Source organism: Nonomuraea sp. NPDC050328 (assembly GCF_044459405.1).
Lineage (GTDB): Bacteria > Actinomycetota > Actinomycetes > Streptosporangiales > Streptosporangiaceae > Nonomuraea.
This window is the reverse complement of record NZ_JBITIW010000013.1, coordinates 19,377-39,890: the sequence shown is the minus strand read 5'-3', so window position 1 is coordinate 39,890 and position 20,514 is coordinate 19,377. Positions and strand designations below refer to the sequence as shown.

Below are 20,514 nucleotides of genomic sequence, written 5' to 3'. Positions count from 1 at the left end.
CTCACGGCCCGATGAAGAGGGGCGCATGCCGCTCATGGACCACCTGCGCGAACTGCGCAACCGGGTGGTCGTCTCGGTGCTGGCCCTTGCGCTCGCCACCGTCGTCGGGCTGATCTTCTTCGACCCGATCTGGGCTTTCATGAGCGAGCCCTACTGCAGCCTCGACATTTCCAAGAAGGTCCGGCCCGAGTGCACCTTCGCGGTGCGTGGGGTCTTCGAGTCGTTCTTCGTCAACCTGAAGGTCGCGGCCCTGGCGGGCGTCGTGGCGTCCTCGCCGGTCTGGCTCTACCAGGTCTGGAAGTTCGTCACCCCGGCGCTCTACCGCAACGAGAAGCGGCACACGATCGTCTTCCTGTCGATCGCCGTGCCGCTGTTCCTGGTCGGCGCGGTCTTCGCCTACCTGGTGATGGACACCGGCCTCGGCTTCCTGCTCGGCTTCATGCCCGACAGCGCCCTGCCGTTCATCGAGATGGACGAGTACCTCAGCTACTGGGTCATCATGCTGCTGGTGTTCGGCGTCTCCTTCGAGCTGCCGCTGCTGCTGGTCTTCCTCAACGTCATCGGGGTGCTGCCGCGGGCGACGCTGGCCAAGCACCGGCGCACGACGGTCTTCCTGCTGTTCGTCTTCAGCGCGGTGATCACGCCGGGCGGCGACATCTTCACGATGCTCGCCCTGACGGTGCCGATGCTGGTGCTGTACTCGGTGGCCGAGCTGTTCATGTTCATCCGCGAGCGGCGGCTGCCGGCCGACCCGGACGACTACTCGGCGCTGGACGACGACGAGATCTCGCCTCTGGATCTGTCCGACGACAACCGGTAGGTTTCGGGCGTGTCTCCCCAGATCGCCCTGCTTGCCAACCCGACCGCCCGCAACGGAGCGGCGGTGCGCCTGCTGGAGCCGGTGGTGCGTCATCTGCGCTCGCGGGGCGCCGAGGTGAGCGTCATCGTGGGTGAGAGCGCCGCCGACGCGCTCGACCGGGCCTGTACGGCGGTCGCCGAGCGGCCCGACGCGCTGGTCGCCTTCGGCGGTGACGGGCTGGTGCATCTGGCGGTCCAGGCGGTGGCCGGGAGCGAGGTGCCGCTGGGCATCATCCCGGCGGGCACCGGCAACGACATCGCCACGGCCTTCGGCCTGCCGTACCGTGACCCGATCGCGGCGGCCGAGGTGGTGCTGGGCGGGCGGGCGCGCACGGTGGACGCGGCCCGCGTCGAGGCGGGCGGCGAGAGCGAGTGGTTCGCCGGCGTGGTGTGCTGCGGCTTCGACTCGCGGGTCAACGAGCGGGCCAACCGGCTCACCTGGCCGCGCGGCATGGCCAAGTACCTGCTGGCACTGGCCCAGGAGCTGCGCGAGTTCCAGCCGATCCCGTTCCGGGTCGAACTGGACGACGGGGCCGAGGTGCTGGAGCTGGAGGCCATGCTGGTCGCGGTGGGTAACACCAGCTCCTACGGCGCGGGGATGAAGGTCTGCCCGGACGCGCGGTTCGACGACGGGCTGCTGGACGTGACGATCCTCGGGGCGGTGCCGAAGGGCGCGTTCGTGCGGGCCTTCCCGCGCGTCTACCGGGGTACGCACACCACCCATCCGGCGGTGACCACGCGGCGGGCCAAGCGGGTGCTGCTGGAGGCGCCGGACGTGGTGGCCTACGCCGACGGCGAGCGCGTGGGGCCGGGGCCGATCTTGTGCGAGGCCGTTCCGGCAGCTCTCAGCGTACTTACTTTGTAAAGGCGCCCGCGTCGGTCAGGCCGTGATCCCGATATCGGTAGGCTGGAACGCATGAGCACACCAGCGGAACGGTACGCGGCCTTCCGTGAGAAGTTCGGGGACGACGGAGCCGCACTGAGTTCGTTCCGGAGGCTCTACGACTTCGAGCTGGACGAGTTCCAGCTCGACGCCTGCCGCGCGGTCGAGGCCGGCGACGGCGTCCTGGTGGCCGCCCCCACCGGCTCGGGCAAGACGGTCGTCGGCGAGTTCGCCGTCCACCTGGCCCTGGAGCAGGGCAAGAAGTGCTTCTACACCACGCCGATCAAGGCGCTGTCCAACCAGAAGTACAACGACCTGGTGAAGCGGTACGGCACGGCCAAGGTGGGCCTGCTGACCGGCGACAACAGCGTCAACGGCGAGGCGCCGATCGTGGTCATGACCACCGAGGTGCTGCGCAACATGCTCTACGCCGGCTCGGCGACGCTGAGCAACCTGGCCTTCGTGGTCATGGACGAGGTCCACTACCTCGCCGACCGCTTCCGCGGCGCGGTGTGGGAAGAGGTCATCATCCACCTGCCCGACTCGGTGCGCATCGTGGCGCTGTCGGCCACGGTCAGCAACGCCGAGGAGTTCGGCGAGTGGCTCGGCACCGTGCGCGGCGACACCACCGTCATCGTCGACGAGCACCGGCCGGTGCCGCTGTGGCAGCACATGATGGTCGGCAACCGCATCTACGACCTGTTCACCGCCGACAGCGCCGACGGGCTCAAGCACATCAACCCCACGCTGATGCGCATCGCCCGCGACGAGGAGCGGCTGGCGGGCAAGGGCAGGCGCGGGTACGGCAGGCCGCAGCGCAACCGCCCGCCCGACCGGGCCGCGATCATCGAGAAGCTCGACTCCGAGGGCCTCCTGCCCGCGATCACCTTCATCTTCTCCCGCGCCGGCTGCGACGCCGCCGTCATGCAGTGCCTGTACGCGGGCATCCGGCTGACCACCGAGCGCGAGAAGCACGAGATCCGGCAGATCGTCGACGAGCGCACCGCCCACCTGCCGGACGAGGACCTGGCGATCCTGGGCTACCTGGAGTGGCGCGACTGCCTGGAGCGCGGCCTGGCCGCCCACCACGCCGGCATGCTCCCGGCCTTCAAGGAGGTCGTCGAGGAGCTGTTCGTGCGCGGCCTGGTCAAGGCGGTCTTCGCCACCGAGACGCTGGCGCTGGGCATCAACATGCCCGCCCGCACGGTGGTGATCGAGAAGCTCGACAAGTGGAACGGCGAGATGCACGCCGACCTCACCCCGGGCGAGTACACCCAGCTCACCGGCCGGGCCGGGCGGCGCGGCATCGACGTCGAGGGCCACGCGGTGGTGCTGTGGCAGCCGGGCATGGACCCGCTGTCGGTCGCCGGGCTGGCCGGCACCCGCACCTACCCGCTGCGCTCGTCCTTCCAGCCGTCCTACAACATGGCGGTCAACCTCGTCGGCCAGTTCGGCCGTGAGCGGGCCCGCACGCTGCTGGAGGCGTCCTTCGCCCAGTTCCAGGCCGACCGGGCCGTGGTGGGGCTGGCGCGGCAGCTCCGCAAGCACGAGGAGGCGCTGGCCGGCTACCAGGACGCGATGACCTGCCACCTGGGCGACTTCCCGGAGTACGCCGCGCTGCGCCGCAAGCTGTCCGACCGGGAGGCCGAGCTGTCCAAGCAGCGCGGCCACGCCCGCCGGGCCGCCGCGTTGCGCTCGCTGGAGGCGCTCAAGCCCGGCGACGTCATCCGGGTGCCGGGCGGCCGTCGCGCCGGGCTGGCCATCGTGCTCGACCCCGGACTCACCCCGCGTGGCGACGGCCCGCGCCCGCTGGTGCTGACCATCGGCAAGCAGGTCAAGAAGCTCGACTCCGCCGACTTCCCGGTGCCGGTCGAGCCGATCGAGACGTTGCGCATCCCGAAGAACTTCAACGCCCGCGCGCCCAAGGAACGGGCCAACCTGGTCTCCACCCTGCTGGCCAAGATCGGCGACCGCGACCTCGGCAAGCCCGACCGGGCCCGTGACCACGCGGTGGAGGACGACGAGATCCTCGAGTTGCGCCGGCAGATCCGCCAGCACCCCTGCCACGGCTGCGACGAGCGCGAGGACCACGCCCGCTGGGCCGAGCGCTACTACAAGCTGCAGCGCGAGACCGAGGGGCTGCGCCGCCGGGTCGAGGGCCGCTCGCACGTCATCGCGCGCACCTTCGACCGGGTCTGCGGGGTGCTCGACCAGCTCGGCTACCTCGACGACGAGACCGTCACCGACGAGGGCCGCCGCCTGGGCCGGCTGTACACCGAGCTCGACCTGCTGACCGCCGAGTGCCTGCGCTCGGGCCTGTGGGAGAAGCTCGACGCCCCCGAGCTGGCCGCGTGCGTGTCGGCGCTGGTCTTCGAGTCCCGCCAGTCCGACGACGCCCGCCGGCCCAAGATCCCGGCCGGGCGGGCGCAGGACGCGCTCACCGCGATGGTCCGGCTGTGGGGCGAACTGGAGGGCATCGAGCGCGACAACGGCGTGTCCATCATCCGCGAACCCGACCTGGGCTTCGCCTGGGCGGCCTTCCGCTGGACGAAGGGCCACTCGCTGGACGCGGTGCTCATGGACGGCATCAACGGCAACGAGCTGGCCGCGGGCGACTTCGTGCGCTGGGTCAAGCAGCTCATGGACCTGCTGTCGCAGCTCGGCTCCGCCGCCCCGCCCGGAAGCAGCGTCAAGCAGACCGCCTCGAAGGCGATCGACGCGATGCGCCGCGGCGTGGTGGCCTACTCCTCGATGGTGTAGCGCGGGTGGCTGACCGCCCGGTCAAGGTGGTGTGATCGTGAGTTCACTCAACGTCACCTGGCGGTCAGTTTCCCTGGTGATCGCAGCGGAAATCCCCCTGTCGAAGCACCAGCCGCCGGACGTTTCCGCCTGAGGCCGCCGCGTCCGCCACCCCTCGGAGGTTGCCGATGTTCGCTCTCCTCGCCGCCCTGCTCTTCGTTCTCGCCCTCGTCTTCGAGATCGCCGGCGTCGCCGTCGGCAGCGTGGTCACCGTCGCCACCCTCGGCACGGCCGGCCTGCTCTGCGTCGCCCTGCACCTCATGGGGGTGGGCGCGGGGTGGAGCCTGCTGAAGAAGTAGCCGTCGTCCCCAAGGCCGCGTCCCGCCCGGACGCGGCCTTGGCCCATGTCCGGGCCGGGGCGAAGCGGGCCCTCAGGCCAGGGTGAAGCGGACCTCGCGGGTGGCAGGGTCGGCCTGGGCCAGCCGTACGGTGACCGGTTCGCCCAGGGGGAGGGCGCCGGTGCAGCGGGCGATGACGGCGGGGTCGAGGAGCTGCACCAGGCCGCCGGAGCGGCGCTCGTCCACGTCGATGACGAAGGCGTCGAAGCTCTGGCCGACCCGCTCGCGCAGCAGGAAGGCCTCGACCAGGTCGACGCAGGCGCGCTCGACGGCGCCGGCGCGGCGGCCGGTGGTGGACATGATCTCCGGGATGTCCGGCAGCGCCTCCTGGATGTCGTCGGGGACGGGCTCGCCGGCGGCGATGGCCAGGCAGATCTCGGTGGCGTACCGGTCGGCCAGCCGGCGCAGCGGCGCGGTGACGTGCGCGTACGGCGCGGCCACGGCGGAGTGCTCGGCCAGCGACGGGGGAGCGCCGTTGAAGGCGACGTAGCCGGAGCCGCGCAGCAGCACCTTCGACTCCTGCAGGAAGGCGGCCTGCTGGGGCTTGCTGGGGTCGAGGCCGTGCACGACGTCGCCGTAGCCGGCGCCCTCGGGCCAGGGCACGTCGAGGGCGGCGGCGACGCGGCGGACCTTGGCCAGGTCGTCGGGGTGCGGCGGCGGGAGCACGCGCAGCAGGCCGAGTTCGGCGTCGAGCATCATCGCGGCGGCGGCCATGCCGGTGAGCAGGGAGATCTGGGCGTTCCACGCCTCGGCCGGCAGCGGGATGCGGTACTCCAGCCGGTAGTCGTCCGAGCCCAGGGCGACGATCTCCTGCTCGGGTGTGGGCAGGGTGACGCCGCCGCGCTCGCGCTCCAGCCGCAGCCGTAGCTCGCCCACCTCGGCCAGCAGGCTCAGCACGCCGTCGGCGGTGCCGGTGTCGACGGCGGCCTGCACGTAGTCGTAGTCGAGCCGCTCGCGGCTGCGCACCAGCGCGCGTTGCACGTCGGCGCCGACCGTTTTGCCCTCGGCGTCCAGGTCGATCTGCCAGACGGCGGCCGGGCGGTCGGCGCCGGGCAGCAGGCTGGCCGCGCCCTCCGACAGCACCGGCGGATGCAGCGGGACGCGCCCGTCCGGCATGTAGATCGTCTCGCCGCGCAGCCGCGCCTCGGCGTCGATCGCGCCGCCCGGCCGGACGAACGCGCCGACGTCGGCGATGGCGTACCAGACGCGGTAGCCCTCGCCCAGGCGCTCGATGTACATCGCCTGGTCCAGGTCCATCGAGCCGGGCGGGTCGATGGTGATGAAGGGCAGTTCGGTCAGGTCGCGGCGGGTGTGCTCGGGGGAGGTGGCCATCCACTCGGCCTCGTCGAGCACCGCGCGCGGGAAGGCGTCGGGCAGTTTCTGCTCACGTCTGATGCGCTCCAGGCCGTCGCTCAGCTTGGGGTGGGGCTCGCCGGGCACGCGGATGCTCGTCATGTGATCAACCTATCGGGAAAGAAGTCGGGTGATGTCGTGACTACCCCGGTCAGCGCCGGGGTGGCGGGACAAGTCAAGATCTTTCGCTTCCGGGGCCGTCTTGATAGACCACGATATGACTGGCTATCTGACTGGAAGGTGGGACAGTGCTTGACATAGGGCCTTTAGCGAGGCGGGTGGCGATGGTGGCCGCCGCGCTGGCGCTGGTGGCGGGTGGGGCGACGCCCGCGCACGCCAGCGACGGCAGCGTCTTCACCGGCAACCGCGGCGGCGGCGCCTGGTTCGACGACGGTCTCGCCACCGAGACGATCTACATCCACGACTACGAGCCCGACGGGTACGGCGTCCGGGTCAAGGTGTGGCAGTACGGCAGCTACTACGGCACCTACGACTACACCGGCGGCGCCGGCACCGGCGACGACTACTACGCCTCCTTCTACGAGGGCGAGCAGGTCGAGCTCCAGGCGTGCAGCAGGGATTCGGTCTCGGGCGGCGTCCGGGTCTTCAACTGCGGCTCGAAGGGGGTCTTCTATGCCTGACCCCGAGCAGCTCTCCGCCCCGGCCCGACGCGGCCGGCCGTGGCGCACGGCTCTGGCGGGAGCCGCGGCGGTCTGCGTCGTGGTGGCGGGACCCACCTGGCTGGCACGCCCCGGCGCGCCCGCCGCCCCGGTCCCGGCCCAGCCGGTACGGCAGGCAGAGGACCCTCTCCAGGAGGCGGCCGCGGTCTGGCCGCAGGCGGTCAGGCGGATCCCCGCGACCCTCCCCGACGGCCGCCGCTTCCACCCCCAAGCCCTGCTGGACGACGGGACCCTGCTGGTCACCACCGAGTCGAGCTTCGAGAAGTCCGACTCCCTGTGGCGCTACGACCTGGCCGGCGGCCCGCCCACCAAGGTGGCCGACGTCGTCACCCCCCGCCGGGCGGTCCTGTTCGCCGGGGACTTCACCGTCGGCGACGGCAAGGTCGCCTGGTGGACCGCACGCAAGGCGGCCGGCGGCGAGCTCGTCGAGATCTGGACGGTTCCCGTCACCGGCGGCACCCCGGCGGTGGCGGTCGCCTTCCCGGCGCGGGACCGGACGCAGCGTCCCTCCGAACTGGCCCTGGCCGACGGCGGGTTCGTCTACTCCGCCGGAGCGGGCGGCCTGTACCGGGCCGAGCCGGGCGCAGGCCCCCAGCTCGTCGCGGGCACCGAGGGGCAGCACCTGCTGGCCTGGCCGTGGATCGGCAGCCCCGGTCGCCGTCCCTTCGGCGACGGGACCTTCGCCTCGGTCCGCAACCTCAAGACCGGCCAGGCCCGGCAGGCCGCGAGCGGATCGGGCCGGTTGCTCGGCTGCGGCGCCACACGCTGCCTGCACGCGGACGCGGGCGGTCAGTCCGCCGCCCTGGTCGCCGCCGACGGCACCAGCCGCCCGGTGCCGTACGCGGTCGCCGGGCCGCCGGAGCCGCTGGTGCGTGACCGCTTCCGGGCCGGTGTCGTGTCCGAGGCCACCGGCCGGCACCGGCCCGTGCTGCAGGACGCCGAACGCGGCCTGATCGCGGCGCTCGGTCCGGCGGCCCCGCCGGGCCAGGGACTGCGCCTGCCGCGCGCGCTGTCCGACGGCCGCACCCTGGTGCAGTGGCTCGGCCAGGAGTGGCTCGTCGTGGACCTGGCCGCCATCCCCTGAGCCGCCATCCCCTGAGCCGCCAACCCTGAGCCGCCATCCCCTGAGCCGTCATCGTCTGACCCCCCATCGCCTGACCCGCCACGGTTCTCACCGGGCCGCGGGCGCCGGCTCGTCCCAGTCGAGGTGGTGGTCGTAGATCCAGCGGCTGGGGTCGTGGCCGGTGCGGGCCAGGTGCTTCAGTGCCAGGCGCATGACCAGGTCGCGGGTCAGCCGGGCGACCGGGCCGAGGGTCTTCCAGGTGTCGGTGCGCCGGCCGTGCGCGACGACGCGCTCCACCCGGTCGCGGCGCTGCCGTTCGTAGGCCGCGAAGGCAGGGCCGATGCCGGGCGTGTCGCGCAGGCACTTGGCCAGCACGACGGCGTCCTCCAGGGCGAGGGCGGCGCCCTGGCCGGCGGAGGGGACGGTCGCGTGGGCGGCGTCGCCGACGATGACCAGGTGGTCGCGGTGCCACCTCGGCACGGAGGGGACGTCGTAGGTGGTCCAGCCGGTGACCAGGGTCTCGGTCGCCTCGATGAGGGCCAGAGCCGGGCTGTGGTCGCGACGGAAGGCGTCGGTGAGGTCGGCCCGCCACCGCGGCCCGGAGATCGCGGCCAGGGCCGCGGGGGTGGGCTCGACGGGCCGCATCAGGTTCGCCGCCCACAGGACCTGGCCGTCGGGCTGCGCGGCGTAGGCGAAGAAGGCGCGGCGGCCGAAGACGGCGTGCATCGTGCCCGGCTCGCCGGCCCGGACGCCCCGCGCGCAGCCGCCCACGTTCACCATCCCGCCGTAGCGGGCGCCGGGGGCGTCGGGGTCGATGATCCGGCGGGTGCGGGAGCGCACGCCGTCGGCGCCGATCAGCAGGCCGGCCTCGGCGGTGCTGCCGTCGGCGAACCGGGCACGGACGCCGCCGCCGGTGCTCACCGCGTCGGTGAGCCGCTTGCCGTACTCGATGCGGATGCCTCTGGCGAGGGCCTGCTCCCGCAGGGCCCGGTAGAGCTCGGCCCGCTTGACGGTACGGCTGACCGTCCCGTCCGGGAGCCGGGGGCCGTGCGGCAGGTCCCCGATCCGCCGGCCGGAGCCGCTGGTGAGGGTGATGCGCGGGGTCTCGAAGCCGAGGCGGGTGACGTCGAAGCCGAGGGCGCGTAAGGCGTCGAGGGCGTTGACCGCGAGGGTGAGGAAAGCCCCGACGTCGTCGGCCGGCCGGTCGTACGCCTCGTGGACGACCGCCTCGATCCCGGCCTTGTGCAGCGCGATCGCGCTCGCCGTGCCCGCGATGCCGCCACCGATGACCAGTGCTGTATATGCCATATACCTAATCTATGCCATATACTCGACGGGACGGCAAGCCTCGTTGCTACGTGGGGACATCAGATGAACGGCGACCTTCCGCCCGGGCTGCGCAGCCTCTGGGAGCGGCTCGACCGGCCGGAGCCGGAACCCAGGCCCGGCCTGAGCCAGGCCCGCATCGTGGCGGCGGCGGTCGAGGCGGCCGACGCCGAAGGGCTCGAGGCCGTGTCCATGGCCAAGCTCGCCGACCGGCTCGGCTACACGCCGATGTCGCTCTACCGCTACGTCAAGAGCAAGAACGAGCTGCTGCTGATGATGCTCGACGCGGTCGCGGCGGTGCCCGCCGAACTCGGCGAACCCGCCGGGGACTGGCGGGCCGGGCTGGAGCGCTGGAGCGCGGCCCAGTGGCGAATGTTGCGCGCGCACGCCTGGATCGTGCACCTGCCCATCACCGGGCCGCCCGTCACGCCCAACCAGCTCGCCTGGACCGAGCACGCCCTGGCCGCCCTGCGCGGCACCGGACTCGCCGAGGCCGACAAGGTCGAGGTCGTGCTGCTGGTCGCCAACTACCTGCACGCCACCGCCCGGCTGGCGGCCGAGGTGGGGCAGGCCGCCAGGGACGAGTCGGTGGCCGCCTACAGCACGCTGCTCGCGCGCCTGGTCGACGCGCGGCGCTTCCCGGCCCTGCGTGCCGCGATCGACGCCGGGGCGTACGCCTATCCGGCCGAGCTGCCGCCGGAGGAGCGGCGGCTGGACTACGGCTTCGGGCTGGCCCGCATCCTGGACGGCGTCGAGGCCCTGATCCAGGAACGCGGGGCCGCCACCTGAAGCCGTCCGCCAAAAGCCTAGAGCTGGAGGGCGTTGAGGAGGCGGTTGAGCGGGCTGGTCAGGTCGTAGCGGTCGGCGAGCCGTACCAGCTCGTCGGGGTGGGCCGGCGCGGCCGGGAGGGTGAGGTCGGCGGCCGGGAGCGGCGCGTCGGCGGCGACCTCGACGACGGCGGGCGCGACGCGCAGATAGTCGCGCGCGGCGGCGAGCTTGATGCGGGCCCCGGCCGGGAAGCCGGCGCTCTCACCCGCGTCGAGGGCCTCCAGCAGCGCGGTCAGCGAGCCGAAGCGGGTGATGAGCGCGGCGGCGGTCTTCTCGCCGACGCCGGGCACGCCGGGCAGGCCGTCGCTGGGGTCGCCGCGCAGGGTGGCGAAGTCGGCGTAGGAGCGGCCGGGAATGCCGTACTTGGCGGTGACGAAGGCCTCGTCGACGAGCTGGAGGTTGCGGATGCCGCGCGCGGTGTACAGGACGCGCACGGGCCGGCTGTCGTCGACGAGCTGGAACAGGTCGCGGTCACCGGTGACGATGTCGACCGCGCCCTTGGCACGGTGGGTGAGGGTGCCGATGACGTCGTCGGCCTCGTAGCCGGCGCACTCCAGGCGCGCGATGCCGAGCGCGTCGAGCACCTGCTCGATGACCGGGATCTGCGGCACCAGCGTGTCGGGCACCTCCTCGACCTCGCCGTGGGCCACGCGGTGCGCCTTGTAGGTGGGGATGGCCTCCACCCGGAAGGCGGGCCGCCAGTCGGCGTCCATGGTCGCGGCCAGCTCGCTCGGGCGGTGGGTGCGCACCAGGGTGGCGATCATGTCGATCAGCCCGCGCACGGCGTTGACCGGCATGCCGTCGGGCGCGGTCATCGACTCGGGGATCCCGTAGAAGGCGCGGAAGTACAGCGACGGGGTGTCCAGCAGCATCAGCACGGACTCAACCTAGCCGAGGATACCGACAGCCAGCAGGCAGGCGTCGTCCTCGGGGTTGGGGCCGCCGATGCGCTCCAGCAGCCGGTCGAGCCCGGCCTCCAGGTCGAGCGGCGGCAGTTCGCTCGCCGCGGCCAGGGCCAGGGCCAGGCCCGCGTCGAGGTCGCGGGTGCGCCGCTCGACGAGGCCGTCGGTGAACAGCAGCAGCACGTCACCGGCCTCCAGCCGGGTGCTGGCCAGCCGGTACGGCTGATCGCAGGTCGCACCGAGCAGCACGCCCTTCGGCGCGATGAGCTGCTGGGCCCGCCCCCCGCGCACCAGGATGGGCGCCAGGTGCCCGGCCTGCCCCCAGGTGAAGACGCGGCTGACCGGGTCGAGGTGGCCGAGCACCGTGGTGGCGGTGGTGCCGTCGAGCCGGTGCATGACCAGCTCGTTGAGCCAGCCGAGCAGCCGGTCGGCCGGTTCGCCGGTCATGGTCAGGCCGACCAGCGCGTGCCGGAGCTGGGCCATGTGCGCGATGGCGGGCAGGCCGTGCCCGGAGACGTCGCCGATGGCCAGCAGGACGCGCCCGTCGGGCAGCCCGGCGGCCTCGAACCAGTCGCCGCCCAGCGAGGCGGTCTTCTCCGCCGGGACGTAGCGCACGGCCACGTTGGTGCGGGGGAGGGCCAGGCAGGGCGTCTCGGCGGGCAGGATGGCCTCGCGCATGGCCAGCATGATCGTCCGGTCGACGGCGGCCTTCTCCCGCTCCTCCAGGAGCTGGCGGCGCGACTCGGACATGAGGCGTTCGGCGCGGCGGCGGCCGGTGATGTCCTGGATGACCCCGTGCACGCCGGGCACCCCGGAGCCGCCCGGCCCGCCGGACACGCCGGACACGCCGTCGGCGGCGGGCAGCGGTTCGAGGACCATGCGGACGTTGCGCACCTCGCCGGCCCGGCGGATGCGGAACTCGGCCTGGATCGGGCTCACGCCCGCCTCCACCGCGTCGAGCAGCCGGTCGAGCGCGGCGGCGTCGGCCGGGTCGATGTAGGCCGCCAGGTCCGCCAGCGCGGCGGGACCGCGCTCGCGGTCGCGCCCGAAGATCACGTAGACGTGCTCCGACCAGGTGATCTCGCCGCTGCGCAGGTCCCAGCGCGCCCAGCCCATGTTCCCCAGTCGCTGGGCGTGCGCGAGCTGGATGGAGAGCATGGCGGCCTCACGCTCGGCGGCCTGCTGGTCGGTGAGCTGGCGTACGAGCTCCTCCGCGGTCAGCGGGCGGCGGTCTTGCGACGAGGAGGGAACGACGCCGACCATATGTCTCACTCTCAGACCTCAACGGAACAGGACAATTACCCCCACAGTATGTGATCGTCCTTGAACGGAGTGTAGCGATAGCTTGCCGTGTTGTGAGAGCTTTTCGTGGATTTTGCCGGGCTGCGCCGGAGTAGATTAGCGAGCGTGACCTCAACCGACCTTTATCCGGTGTCCCGGCTTTCCGCAGTTCAGCAGGCCACCGCCCGGGCGGGCCTGGACGCCCTCCTGCTCACCCCCGGCCCGGACCTGCGCTACGTCAGCGGCTATGAGGCCCTGCCGCTGGAGCGGCTGACCTGCCTGGTCGTGCCGGCTTCCGGAGAGTCTTTCATGATGGTGCCACGCCTGGAGCTGCCCGCGGCGCAGGCCTCGCCCGCCGCGCGCCTCGGCCTGGACTTCGTGGCGTGGGACGAGACCGACGACCCCTACGCGGTGGTCGCCGCCCGCCTGGGTCAGGTGCGCAAGGTCGGCCTGGCCGACCGGATGTGGGCGATGGCCTCGTTGCGCTTCAGGGCGGCGATGCCGCAGGCCGAGCAGGTGCTGGCCGGGAGCGTGCTGCGCGAGCTGCGGATGCGCAAGTCGGCCGTCGAGGTGGCGGCGCTGCGCGAGGCGGGGGCGGCCATCGACGCCGTGCACCGGCAGGTGCCGCAGTTCCTCAAGGCCGGGCGGACCGAGCGCGAGGTCGGCCGCGACATCCACGACGCCATCCTGGCCGCCGGGCACGCCGTCGTGGACTTCGTCATCGTCGCCTCAGGGCCGAACGGCGCCAGCCCGCACCACGAGCTGTCCGACCGGGTGATCCAGCCCGGCGAGCCGGTCGTCGTCGACATCGGCGGCCAGTTCCACAGCGGCTACTGCTCCGACTCCACCCGGATGTACTGCGTGGGCGAGCCGCCCGCCGAGTTCGCCGAGTACTACGCGGTGCTGCAGCGCGCCCAGGAAGCCGCCTGCCAGGCGGTACGGCCGGGCGTGTCGTGCGAGTCGATCGACGCCGCGGCCCGCGAGGTGATCGCCGAGGCCGGGTACGGGGAGTACTTCATCCACCGCACCGGGCACGGCATCGGCATCGAGACGCACGAGGAGCCCTACATCGTGGCGGGCAACGGCGAGCTGCTGGAGCCGGGCTTCGCCTTCTCCGTCGAGCCGGGCATCTACCTGCCCGGCCGGCACGGCGCCCGGATCGAGGACATCGTGGTCTGCACCGCCGACGGCGGCGAGCGGCTCAACCGCACCACCCGCGACCTGGTGATCGTCTGATCGGCTCATCGCGCTGACGACGGCCCCCGCGACGGCTCGACCGCGCGGGGGCCGTCGCGCGTCCGGCGCCCCTGCTCAGCGGAGGTGGCCGGGCGTGAGGATGTCGGCCACGAGCCGCGCGTTGCCCGCGGTGAGGCCGCCGTCGACCCGCAACGTGGTCCCGGTGATCCAGGCGGCCTCCGGCGAGGCGAGGAAGAGCACGGCGGCGGCGACGTCCGCGGGTGAGCCGATGCGGCCGAGCGGGTACCAGCCGGCCAGGCGCGCCATGAGCTCCGGGTCGCGGCTCAGCCGGGCGTCCCAGATGGGGGTGCGGATGGTGGCCGGGGCCACCAGGTTCACCCGGATGCCGCGCGGGCCGTACCGCACGGCCAGGCCCCGGGTGAGGCTCTCGAGACCGGCCTTGGCGGCGCTGTAGGCGTCGTTGCCGAAGAAGGCGGCGGCGTTGACGGAGCCGATGTTGACCACGCTGCCGCCGGCCGGCATGCGCGGCAGCAGGGTCCGGCACATCAGGAACGGGCCCTTGAGCACCGAGGCGAGGTCGGCGTCCCACTCCTCGCCGCTGAGCTCGGGGAACGGCGTGTCGGTGCAGGTGGCGGCGTTGTTGACCAGGACGTCCGGCGCCAGGTCGAGGGCGGAGACGGCGCGCTCGTCGGTGACGTCCAGCTCCAGCGGGGTCGCGCCCAGCTCCCGCGCGGCGGCCGAGGGGTCGAGGTCGGCCACGGTGACCGCGGCGCCCTCGGCGCTCAGGCGGCGGGCGATCTCGAGGCCGATGCCCGAGCCGCCGCCGGTGACGAGGGCCGTGCGGCCCTGGAATCGGGACATGACCGCTCCTTTCGACGGGGATGGCTTGATCCTAGGAGGCGGTGGCATCGGTTGCGCAAGCGATTGCCGCAATTTCCATCGCGGTCTTGTAGAGGGCTGTATCGATGGGATAGAAAGTGTGCGCAACCGCTTGCATACCGGAGGGACGGCATGACGCGATACGCACTCGTCGGCGCCCGGCTGCCCGCCGGGGGGACGCGGGCCGTCCTGGTGCGGGACGGCGTGATCGAGGCGATGCCGCCCGCCGCCGAGGTGCCGGGCGGGGTGCCGCGGGTGGACGTCTCCGGGCTGCTGCTGACGCCCGGGCTGATCGACCTGCACGCGCACGGGGCCGCCGGGCACGGGTTCGACGAGCCGTCCGCCGCCGGGTACGAGGCCGTGCTGGCCGCGCACGCCCGGTTCGGGGTGACGACGCTCCAGGCTTCGCTGGCCACCGCCGAGCTCGACCGGATGGCCGAGACCCTGGCCTTCGCCACCCGCCGGCCGGGCACGGCACCCGAGCGAGGGGCGCGGCTGGCCGGGGTGCATCTGGAAGGGCCCTTCCTGGCTCCCGAGCAGGCCGGGGCGCACGATCCGGGGCTGCTGCGGCACCCGTCGGCCGCGCTCGTCGAGCGGTTGCTGGCGGCGGGCCCGCCCACGATGGTCACCCTCGCCCCCGAACTGCCCGGCGGCCTGGAGGCGGTGCGGCGGTTCGCGGCGGCGGGCACGGTGGTCGCCATCGGCCACAGCCAGGCGCACGGCCCCCTCTTCGCCGCCGCGGTCGAGGCCGGGGTGCGGCATCTGACCCATCTGTGGAGCGGCCAGTCGGGCCTGCGCCGCGAAGGGCCCTGGCGGGTGCCGGGGCTGCTGGAGGAGTCGCTGGCCTCGACCGGGCTGACCGCCGAGGTGATCGCCGACGGCCGCCACCTGCCTCCGGCGTTGCTGCGCATCGCCTTCCGGTGCCTGGGCGGGGACCTGGCCGTGGTCTCCGACGCCACCCCCGGTGCGGGGCTGCCGGACGGCTCGCCGTACCGGCTGGGGGCCCTGGACTGCGTGGTGGCCGGCGGGGTCGGCGTGCTGCCCGGGACGGGGAGCTTCGCCGGTGGGGTCACCGGGCTGGACGGCATGCTGCGGCACCTGCACCGCGACCTCGGGCTGCCGCTCGGCGAGGCGGTGGCCGCGGCGACCGAGGTGCCCGCGCGGGTGCTCGGGCTGCGCGACCGGGGCGCGCTGCGGCCCGGCCTGGCGGCCGACCTGGCGTTGTTCGACGAGGAGTTCACCGCGGTCGCCACCATCGTGGCCGGCCGCTGGGCGGTCGACCTGACCGGGATCGGGGAGCCGGTCCATGGCTGAGCACGAGCGGGATCGGGGCGGGGCGATGACCAAGCACGTGCTGGTGTTGAGGCCGGAGGACGACGTGGCCGTGGCGCTGCGCGATCTGGTGGCGGGGGAGCGGATCGGTTCCCTCACCGTCGCCGGGCCGGTGCCGCGCGGGCACAAGCTCGCCCTGCGCCCGGTGCCCGCCGGGACCTGGCTGCGCAAGTACGGCCAGCCCATCGGCACCGCGAGCCGCCCGATCGTCCCCGGCGAGCACGTGCACACCCACAACCTGGAGTTCGCCGAGCACGGCGGCACGGCCGCCGCCCCGGCCCCCGCGACACCCGCCGAGCCCACGCTCTCGGGCACCTTCGACGGCTACCGCCGCCCGGGCGGCCGGGCCGGAACCCGGAACTACCTGGGCATCCTGACCTCGGTCAACTGCTCGGCCACCGTCGCCAAGCTGGTCGCCCAGCGCTTCGACCAGGAGGCCCGCGAGGCCGGCACCGACGGCGTGCTCGCGCTCACCCACGGCACCGGCTGCGGCCTGGCCGACGACGGCGAGGGCCTGGCCATCCTGCGCCGCACCCTGGAGGGCTACGCGCGCCACCCCAACTTCGCCGGCCTGGTCATGATCGGGCTCGGCTGCGAGGTCAACCAGATCTCCGCCCTCGATTTGCCCATCCCCACGCTCACCATCCAGGAGTCCGGCGGCACCGCCGCCACCGTCGCGGCCGCCACCGCCGCCCTGCGCGAACTGCTGCCCGAGGCCGCGCGCTCCCGGCGCACGCCGGTGCCGCTGGCCGAGCTCGTCCTGGGCCTGCAGTGCGGCGGCTCGGACGGCTACTCGGGGCTCAGCGCCAACCCGGCGCTCGGCGTGGCCGCCGACCTGCTCGTCGCGCACGGCGGCACCGCGGTGCTGGGCGAGACGCCGGAGATCTACGGCGCCGAGCACCTGCTGGCCGCGCGGGCCGCGTCACCCGAGGTGGCCGCCCGGCTGCTGGCCCGGATCGACTGGTGGCGCGGCTACGTCGCCCGGCACGGCGGCAGCCTCGACCACAACCCCTCCCCGGGCAACCGCGCGGGCGGCATCACCACGATCCTGGAGAAATCCCTCGGCGCGGTCACCAAGGGCGGCTCCAGCCCGCTGACCGCCGTCTACGAGTACGGCGAGGCCGTCACCGAGCGCGGCCTGGTCTTCATGGACACCCCCGGCTACGACCCGGTCTCCGCCACCGGCATGGTCGCCGGCGGCGCGCAGCTCATCTGCTTCACCACCGGCCGAGGCTCGGTGTACGGCTGCCGCCCCGTCCCCAGCGTGAAGGTCGCCACCAACACCGAGCTGTTCCGCCGGCTCGGCGACGACATGGACCTCGACTGCGGCACCGTCGCCGACGGCCTGGAGGACGTCGAGCGGGCCGGGCGGCGGCTGTTCGGCCTGCTGGTCGAGACCGCCTCCGGCCGCCGCACCCGCAGTGAGGAGCTCGGCTTCGGCGCCGAGGAGTTCGTGCCGTGGCAGCTCGGGGCGGTGATGTGATGCCCTCCGTGGTCCATGTCGGCCTCGGCGCCTTCCACCGCGCGCACCAGGCCGTCTACACCCAGGACTCGCCCGGCTGGCGGATCCGGGCGATCGCCCCGAGGTCGGGCACGGTGGCCGGGGCGTTACGAGCCCAGGGGCACCGCTACCACGTGCTGGTGCGTGAGCACGGCCGGGCCGAGGCGGTGCCGGTGAGCGCGATCACCGAGACGCTGCACGCGCCCACGCAGCGGGCCGAGGCGGTCGCGGCCCTCGCCGATCCCGACACCCGGGTGGTGACCCTGACCGTCACCGAGAAGGCCTACACCCCGGCGGGTGACGTGCTCGGGCTGCTGGTGGACGGGCTCGCCGCCCGGCGGGCCGCCGAGGCCGGGCCGCTGGCCGTGGTGTGCTGCGACAACCTGCCGGGCAACGGCCCCACGCTCGCCCGGCTCGTGCTCGCCGCCTGCGCCGCTCGGGACGGGGGCCTGGCCGGGTGGGTGGAGTCCGGGGTCGCCTTCCCCGCCACCGTCGTGGACCGGATCGTGCCCGCGGCCACCGAGGCCGACCACACGCTGGTCGAGGCGCTGACCGGCGAGCGCGACCGGGCGGCGGTGGTGGCGGAGCCGTACCGGCAGTGGGTGCTGCAGGACCGCTTCCCCGGCGGCCGGCCGGCCTGGCCCGGCGCGGTGTTCACCGCCGACGTCACCCCGTACGAGCGCGCCAAGATCCGCGTGCTGAACGGCGTGCACAGCGCCCTGGCCTACACCGGCGCCCTGACCGGCCACGAACGCATCGACCAGGCCCTGGCCGACCCGGCGCTGGGCCGGCTGGCCGAGCGGCTGGCACTTGAGGACGTGCTGCCCACGCTCACCCCGCCGGACGGCGTGGACCTGCGGGAGTACACCGCGACCGTGCTGGGCCGCATGCGCAACCCCGCGCTGCGGCACCGCTGCGCCCAGGTGGCCGCCGACGGCTCGCTCAAGGTGCCGATCCGGCTGCTCGGCACCGTCCGCGACCGGCTGGCCGCCGGGGCGGTGCCGCGCTGGGCGGTCCTGGCCGTCGCCGCCTGGCTGCGGCACGTCACCGTCGGGCTCGACGACGCCGGCCGGCCGGTCGAGGCCGCCGACCCCGGAGCCGCCCGGCTGGCCCGGCGCGCCGCGGGCAACCCGGCCGCCAACCTGGGCCGGCTGCTCGGCGAGCGCGCCGTCTTCGGCGACGACCTGCCCGGCCACCGCGGCTTCACCGACCTGCTCCACGCCGACCTGCGCGACCTGGCCCGGCACGGCGCCGGAACCGTCATCAGAAGGGAAACCACACCGTGAACCACCGCTTCGAGGCGGGGCTGCTGGCCGTCCACGTCCACCGGGACCAGGCCGAGCTCGCCGAGGCCGCCGCCCGGCACACCGCCGAGGTGCTGCGCGAGCGCGTCGCCGCGAGCGGCTCGGCCCGCGTGGTGATCGCCACCGGCAACTCCCAGCTCGGCTTCGTCCGCGCCCTGCGCGAGGAGCGGGTGCCGTGGGAGGCGGTGACCGTCTTCCACATGGACGAGTACGCGGGCCTGCCCGCCGGGCACCCGGCCGGGTTCCGGCGCTGGATCAGGGAGAACGTCGAGGAGCCGCTGCGCCCGGCGGCGGTGCGCTACCTGGCGGGCGACGCGGCCGACCCCGAGGCCGAGTGCCGCCGCTACGAGGACCTGCTGCGCGCCGCGCCGCTCGACCTGGTCTGCCTGGGCATCGGGGAGAACGGTCACCTGGCCTTCAACGAGCCCCACCAGGCCGACCGGCACGACCCGCGCTGGGTGAAGACGATCACGCTCACCCCGGAGTCGCGCCGCCAGCAGGTGGGCGAGGGGCACTTCCCCGACCTGGCCTCGGTCCCGGCGACCGCGCTCACGCTGACCGTGCCCGCGCTGCTCAGCGCCGCCGTCGTGCAGGCCGTCGTGCCCGAGGGGCGCAAGGCGGCAGCCGTACAGGAGAGCCTGTGCGGCCCGGTCGGCGCGCACTGCCCGGCCACGTGGCTGCGCGAGCAGGCCGGGGCGCGGCTCTTCCTCGACCGTGACTCCGCGGCGCTGGTGCCGGCCGATGCGTCCTGAACGCACCCGCTACGCGCTGTCGGGGCTGAGCGCGCGCGGGATGTCGGTCTTCGCCCGGCCGCTGCTGGGCGAGTACGCCGGGCGCGGCGAGCTGGTCGCCGTGCTCGACCCCGACCGCGAGCGGGTGCGGGCCTTCGACGAGCGCCTGGCGTGGTACGCGCCGGACGACTTCGAGCGCATGGTCCTGGAGACCGCCCCCGACGTGCTGCTGGTGGCCGGGCCCGACCACACCCACGCCGGCGCGATCCTGACCGGGCTGCGGAACGGGCTCCGGGTCGTCTCCGAGAAGCCCATGGTCACCACCGCCGCCGACGCCGGCCGCGTCCTGGCCGCCTCGGCGCCCGGGCAGGTCAGGGTGACGCACAACCTGCGTTACGCGCCCCGCCACCGGCTGATCCGGCGGCTGCTCGACGAGGGCGCGATCGGCCGGGTGCTCGGCGTCGAGCTGGTCTGGAACGTGGAGTCGCTGCACGGCGCGAGCTACTTCCAGCGCTGGAACCGGCGGGCGGCGCTGTCGGGCGGGCTGGCGGTGCACAAGAGCTGCCACCACTTCGACCTGGTCGGCTGGTGGCTGCGCGACACGCCGCAGCAGGTCTACGCGGCCGGCTCGCTGGCCTACTTCGGCGCCGCCAGCCCGCACAACCCGGGCGCGGCGCTGCCGGTGGCCGAGCAGCGCCGCCGCTGCCCGTTCAACGCGCGCTGGCGCGAGGAGGGCGTGGAACTGCCCGCCCTGCGCGGCCGGCAGTACGGCGGGCAGGAGCGCTACCTCTACGACGCCGAGATCGACATCGAGGACAACTACGCCGCCCTGGTCCGTTACCGTGGCGGCGCGCACCTGTCGTACTCCATCCAGTTCGCCGCCCCCTGGGAGGGCTACCGCCTGGGCGTCAACGGCACGCACGGCCGCCTCGAGACCAGCCTGGAGTACGGCAGGCAGGCCGCCGGCCCGCAGCCGCCCGTGGTGGTCCACCCGATGTTCGGCGAGCGCCGCGCGTACGAGGTGCCGGGCGAGCACGGCGGCCATCTGGGCGCCGACGGGCCGATGGTGGCCGACCTGTTCGGCGACGGTCCGGGCGACCTGGCTCCCGCCGCCGACGCCGCTCGCGCGGTGGTGCTGGGCGAGGCGGTGCGGCGCTCCATCCGCACCGGCCAGGCGGTCGACGTGGACGCGCTGCTCGCCGTCGCGGGCGGCGCCGATCCGGCGGGACCGCTCGGGTGAGTGTGGGAAGCTTCCGGCA

General features: G+C 73.9%; 18 protein-coding genes. 13 read left to right on the top strand and 5 right to left on the bottom strand.

What is annotated here, in order from left to right; all coding sequences use genetic code 11:
- The first annotated feature begins 25 nt into the window (after positions 1–25).
- From tatC to ACIBG7_RS36745, 4 genes are all read left to right on the top strand, one after another.
- Positions 26–820 (top strand): twin-arginine translocase subunit TatC, encoded by a 795-nt coding sequence (tatC, locus tag ACIBG7_RS36760; protein ID WP_397339242.1) that lies wholly within the window; start codon positions 26–28, stop codon positions 818–820.
- Between the two features lie 9 nt (positions 821–829).
- Positions 830–1,723, top strand: a complete 894-nt coding sequence (locus tag ACIBG7_RS36755; protein ID WP_397339241.1) for a diacylglycerol kinase — start codon at positions 830–832, stop codon at positions 1,721–1,723.
- A 51-nt stretch (positions 1,724–1,774) separates the two neighbouring features.
- Positions 1,775–4,501 carry a DEAD/DEAH box helicase gene (locus tag ACIBG7_RS36750; RefSeq protein WP_357930331.1) on the top strand — a complete coding sequence of 909 codons (2,727 nt, stop codon included), beginning with the start codon at positions 1,775–1,777 and terminating at the stop codon, positions 4,499–4,501.
- A 167-nt stretch (positions 4,502–4,668) separates the two neighbouring features.
- On the top strand, positions 4,669–4,839 hold the full coding sequence (locus tag ACIBG7_RS36745) for a hypothetical protein (protein WP_357930328.1): 171 nt from the start codon (positions 4,669–4,671) through the stop codon (positions 4,837–4,839).
- 72 nt (positions 4,840–4,911) lie between these two features.
- Here the strand turns inward: ACIBG7_RS36745 and ACIBG7_RS36740 are convergent, their stop codons facing one another.
- Complete coding sequence (locus tag ACIBG7_RS36740; RefSeq protein ID WP_397339239.1) at positions 4,912–6,333, bottom strand: RNB domain-containing ribonuclease; 1,422 nt, start codon at positions 6,331–6,333, stop codon at positions 4,912–4,914.
- A 146-nt stretch (positions 6,334–6,479) separates the two neighbouring features.
- Here ACIBG7_RS36740 and ACIBG7_RS36735 point away from each other — a divergent pair, with 146 nt between their 5' ends.
- Positions 6,480–6,872 (top strand): hypothetical protein, encoded by a 393-nt coding sequence (locus tag ACIBG7_RS36735; RefSeq protein ID WP_397339238.1) that lies wholly within the window; start codon positions 6,480–6,482, stop codon positions 6,870–6,872.
- A complete protein-coding gene (locus ACIBG7_RS36730) occupies positions 6,865–7,995 on the top strand; it encodes a hypothetical protein (protein ID WP_397339237.1) in 1,131 nt (376 codons plus the stop codon). The genes ACIBG7_RS36735 and ACIBG7_RS36730 overlap by 8 nt, the downstream gene beginning before the upstream one ends.
- Positions 7,996–8,082: 87 nt before the next feature.
- Here the strand turns inward: ACIBG7_RS36730 and ACIBG7_RS36725 are convergent, their stop codons facing one another.
- The gene (locus ACIBG7_RS36725) at positions 8,083–9,282 is read right to left on the bottom strand and encodes an FAD-dependent oxidoreductase (protein ID WP_397339236.1); all 1,200 of its coding nucleotides are present in this window, start codon (positions 9,280–9,282) and stop codon (positions 8,083–8,085) included.
- A gap of 63 nt (positions 9,283–9,345) precedes the next feature.
- Between ACIBG7_RS36725 and ACIBG7_RS36720 the strand changes: the two genes are divergently transcribed.
- Positions 9,346–10,089: a TetR/AcrR family transcriptional regulator gene (locus ACIBG7_RS36720; protein WP_397339235.1), complete on the top strand. Its 744-nt coding sequence runs from the start codon at positions 9,346–9,348 to the stop codon at positions 10,087–10,089.
- A 17-nt stretch (positions 10,090–10,106) separates the two neighbouring features.
- On the opposite strand, the gene ACIBG7_RS36715 is transcribed toward ACIBG7_RS36720, so the two are convergent.
- Together ACIBG7_RS36715 and ACIBG7_RS36710 are read right to left on the bottom strand one after the other, a co-directional pair.
- A complete protein-coding gene (locus tag ACIBG7_RS36715) occupies positions 10,107–11,000 on the bottom strand; it encodes a 5'-3' exonuclease (RefSeq protein ID WP_357930408.1) in 894 nt (297 codons plus the stop codon).
- Positions 11,001–11,015: 15 nt separating this feature from the next.
- Positions 11,016–12,293 carry a SpoIIE family protein phosphatase gene (locus tag ACIBG7_RS36710; RefSeq protein WP_357930311.1) on the bottom strand — a complete coding sequence of 426 codons (1,278 nt, stop codon included), beginning with the start codon at positions 12,291–12,293 and terminating at the stop codon, positions 11,016–11,018.
- 144 nt (positions 12,294–12,437) lie between these two features.
- Between ACIBG7_RS36710 and ACIBG7_RS36705 the strand changes: the two genes are divergently transcribed.
- A complete protein-coding gene (locus ACIBG7_RS36705) occupies positions 12,438–13,547 on the top strand; it encodes a Xaa-Pro peptidase family protein (protein ID WP_357930308.1) in 1,110 nt (369 codons plus the stop codon).
- A gap of 75 nt (positions 13,548–13,622) precedes the next feature.
- On the opposite strand, the gene ACIBG7_RS36700 is transcribed toward ACIBG7_RS36705, so the two are convergent.
- Positions 13,623–14,369: an SDR family NAD(P)-dependent oxidoreductase gene (locus ACIBG7_RS36700; protein ID WP_397339234.1), complete on the bottom strand. Its 747-nt coding sequence runs from the start codon at positions 14,367–14,369 to the stop codon at positions 13,623–13,625.
- A gap of 150 nt (positions 14,370–14,519) precedes the next feature.
- Here ACIBG7_RS36700 and ACIBG7_RS36695 point away from each other — a divergent pair, with 150 nt between their 5' ends.
- From ACIBG7_RS36695 to ACIBG7_RS36675, 5 genes are read left to right on the top strand one after another with little or no spacing between them, the layout of a single operon-like run.
- Positions 14,520–15,701, top strand: a complete 1,182-nt coding sequence (locus ACIBG7_RS36695) for an N-acetylglucosamine-6-phosphate deacetylase (protein ID WP_397339232.1) — start codon at positions 14,520–14,522, stop codon at positions 15,699–15,701.
- Positions 15,694–17,202 carry a UxaA family hydrolase gene (locus ACIBG7_RS36690; protein WP_397339231.1) on the top strand — a complete coding sequence of 503 codons (1,509 nt, stop codon included), beginning with the start codon at positions 15,694–15,696 and terminating at the stop codon, positions 17,200–17,202. Before ACIBG7_RS36695 ends, ACIBG7_RS36690 begins: the two co-directional genes overlap by 8 nt.
- Positions 17,202–18,506, top strand: coding sequence for a mannitol dehydrogenase family protein (locus tag ACIBG7_RS36685; protein ID WP_397339230.1), 1,305 nt, complete (start codon positions 17,202–17,204; stop codon positions 18,504–18,506). Before ACIBG7_RS36690 ends, ACIBG7_RS36685 begins: the two co-directional genes overlap by 1 nt.
- Positions 18,503–19,276 (top strand): glucosamine-6-phosphate deaminase, encoded by a 774-nt coding sequence (locus ACIBG7_RS36680; protein ID WP_357930296.1) that lies wholly within the window; start codon positions 18,503–18,505, stop codon positions 19,274–19,276. Before ACIBG7_RS36685 ends, ACIBG7_RS36680 begins: the two co-directional genes overlap by 4 nt.
- Positions 19,266–20,495 carry a Gfo/Idh/MocA family protein gene (locus ACIBG7_RS36675; RefSeq protein WP_397339229.1) on the top strand — a complete coding sequence of 410 codons (1,230 nt, stop codon included), beginning with the start codon at positions 19,266–19,268 and terminating at the stop codon, positions 20,493–20,495. Before ACIBG7_RS36680 ends, ACIBG7_RS36675 begins: the two co-directional genes overlap by 11 nt.
- The last annotated feature ends 19 nt before the right edge of the window (positions 20,496–20,514 follow it).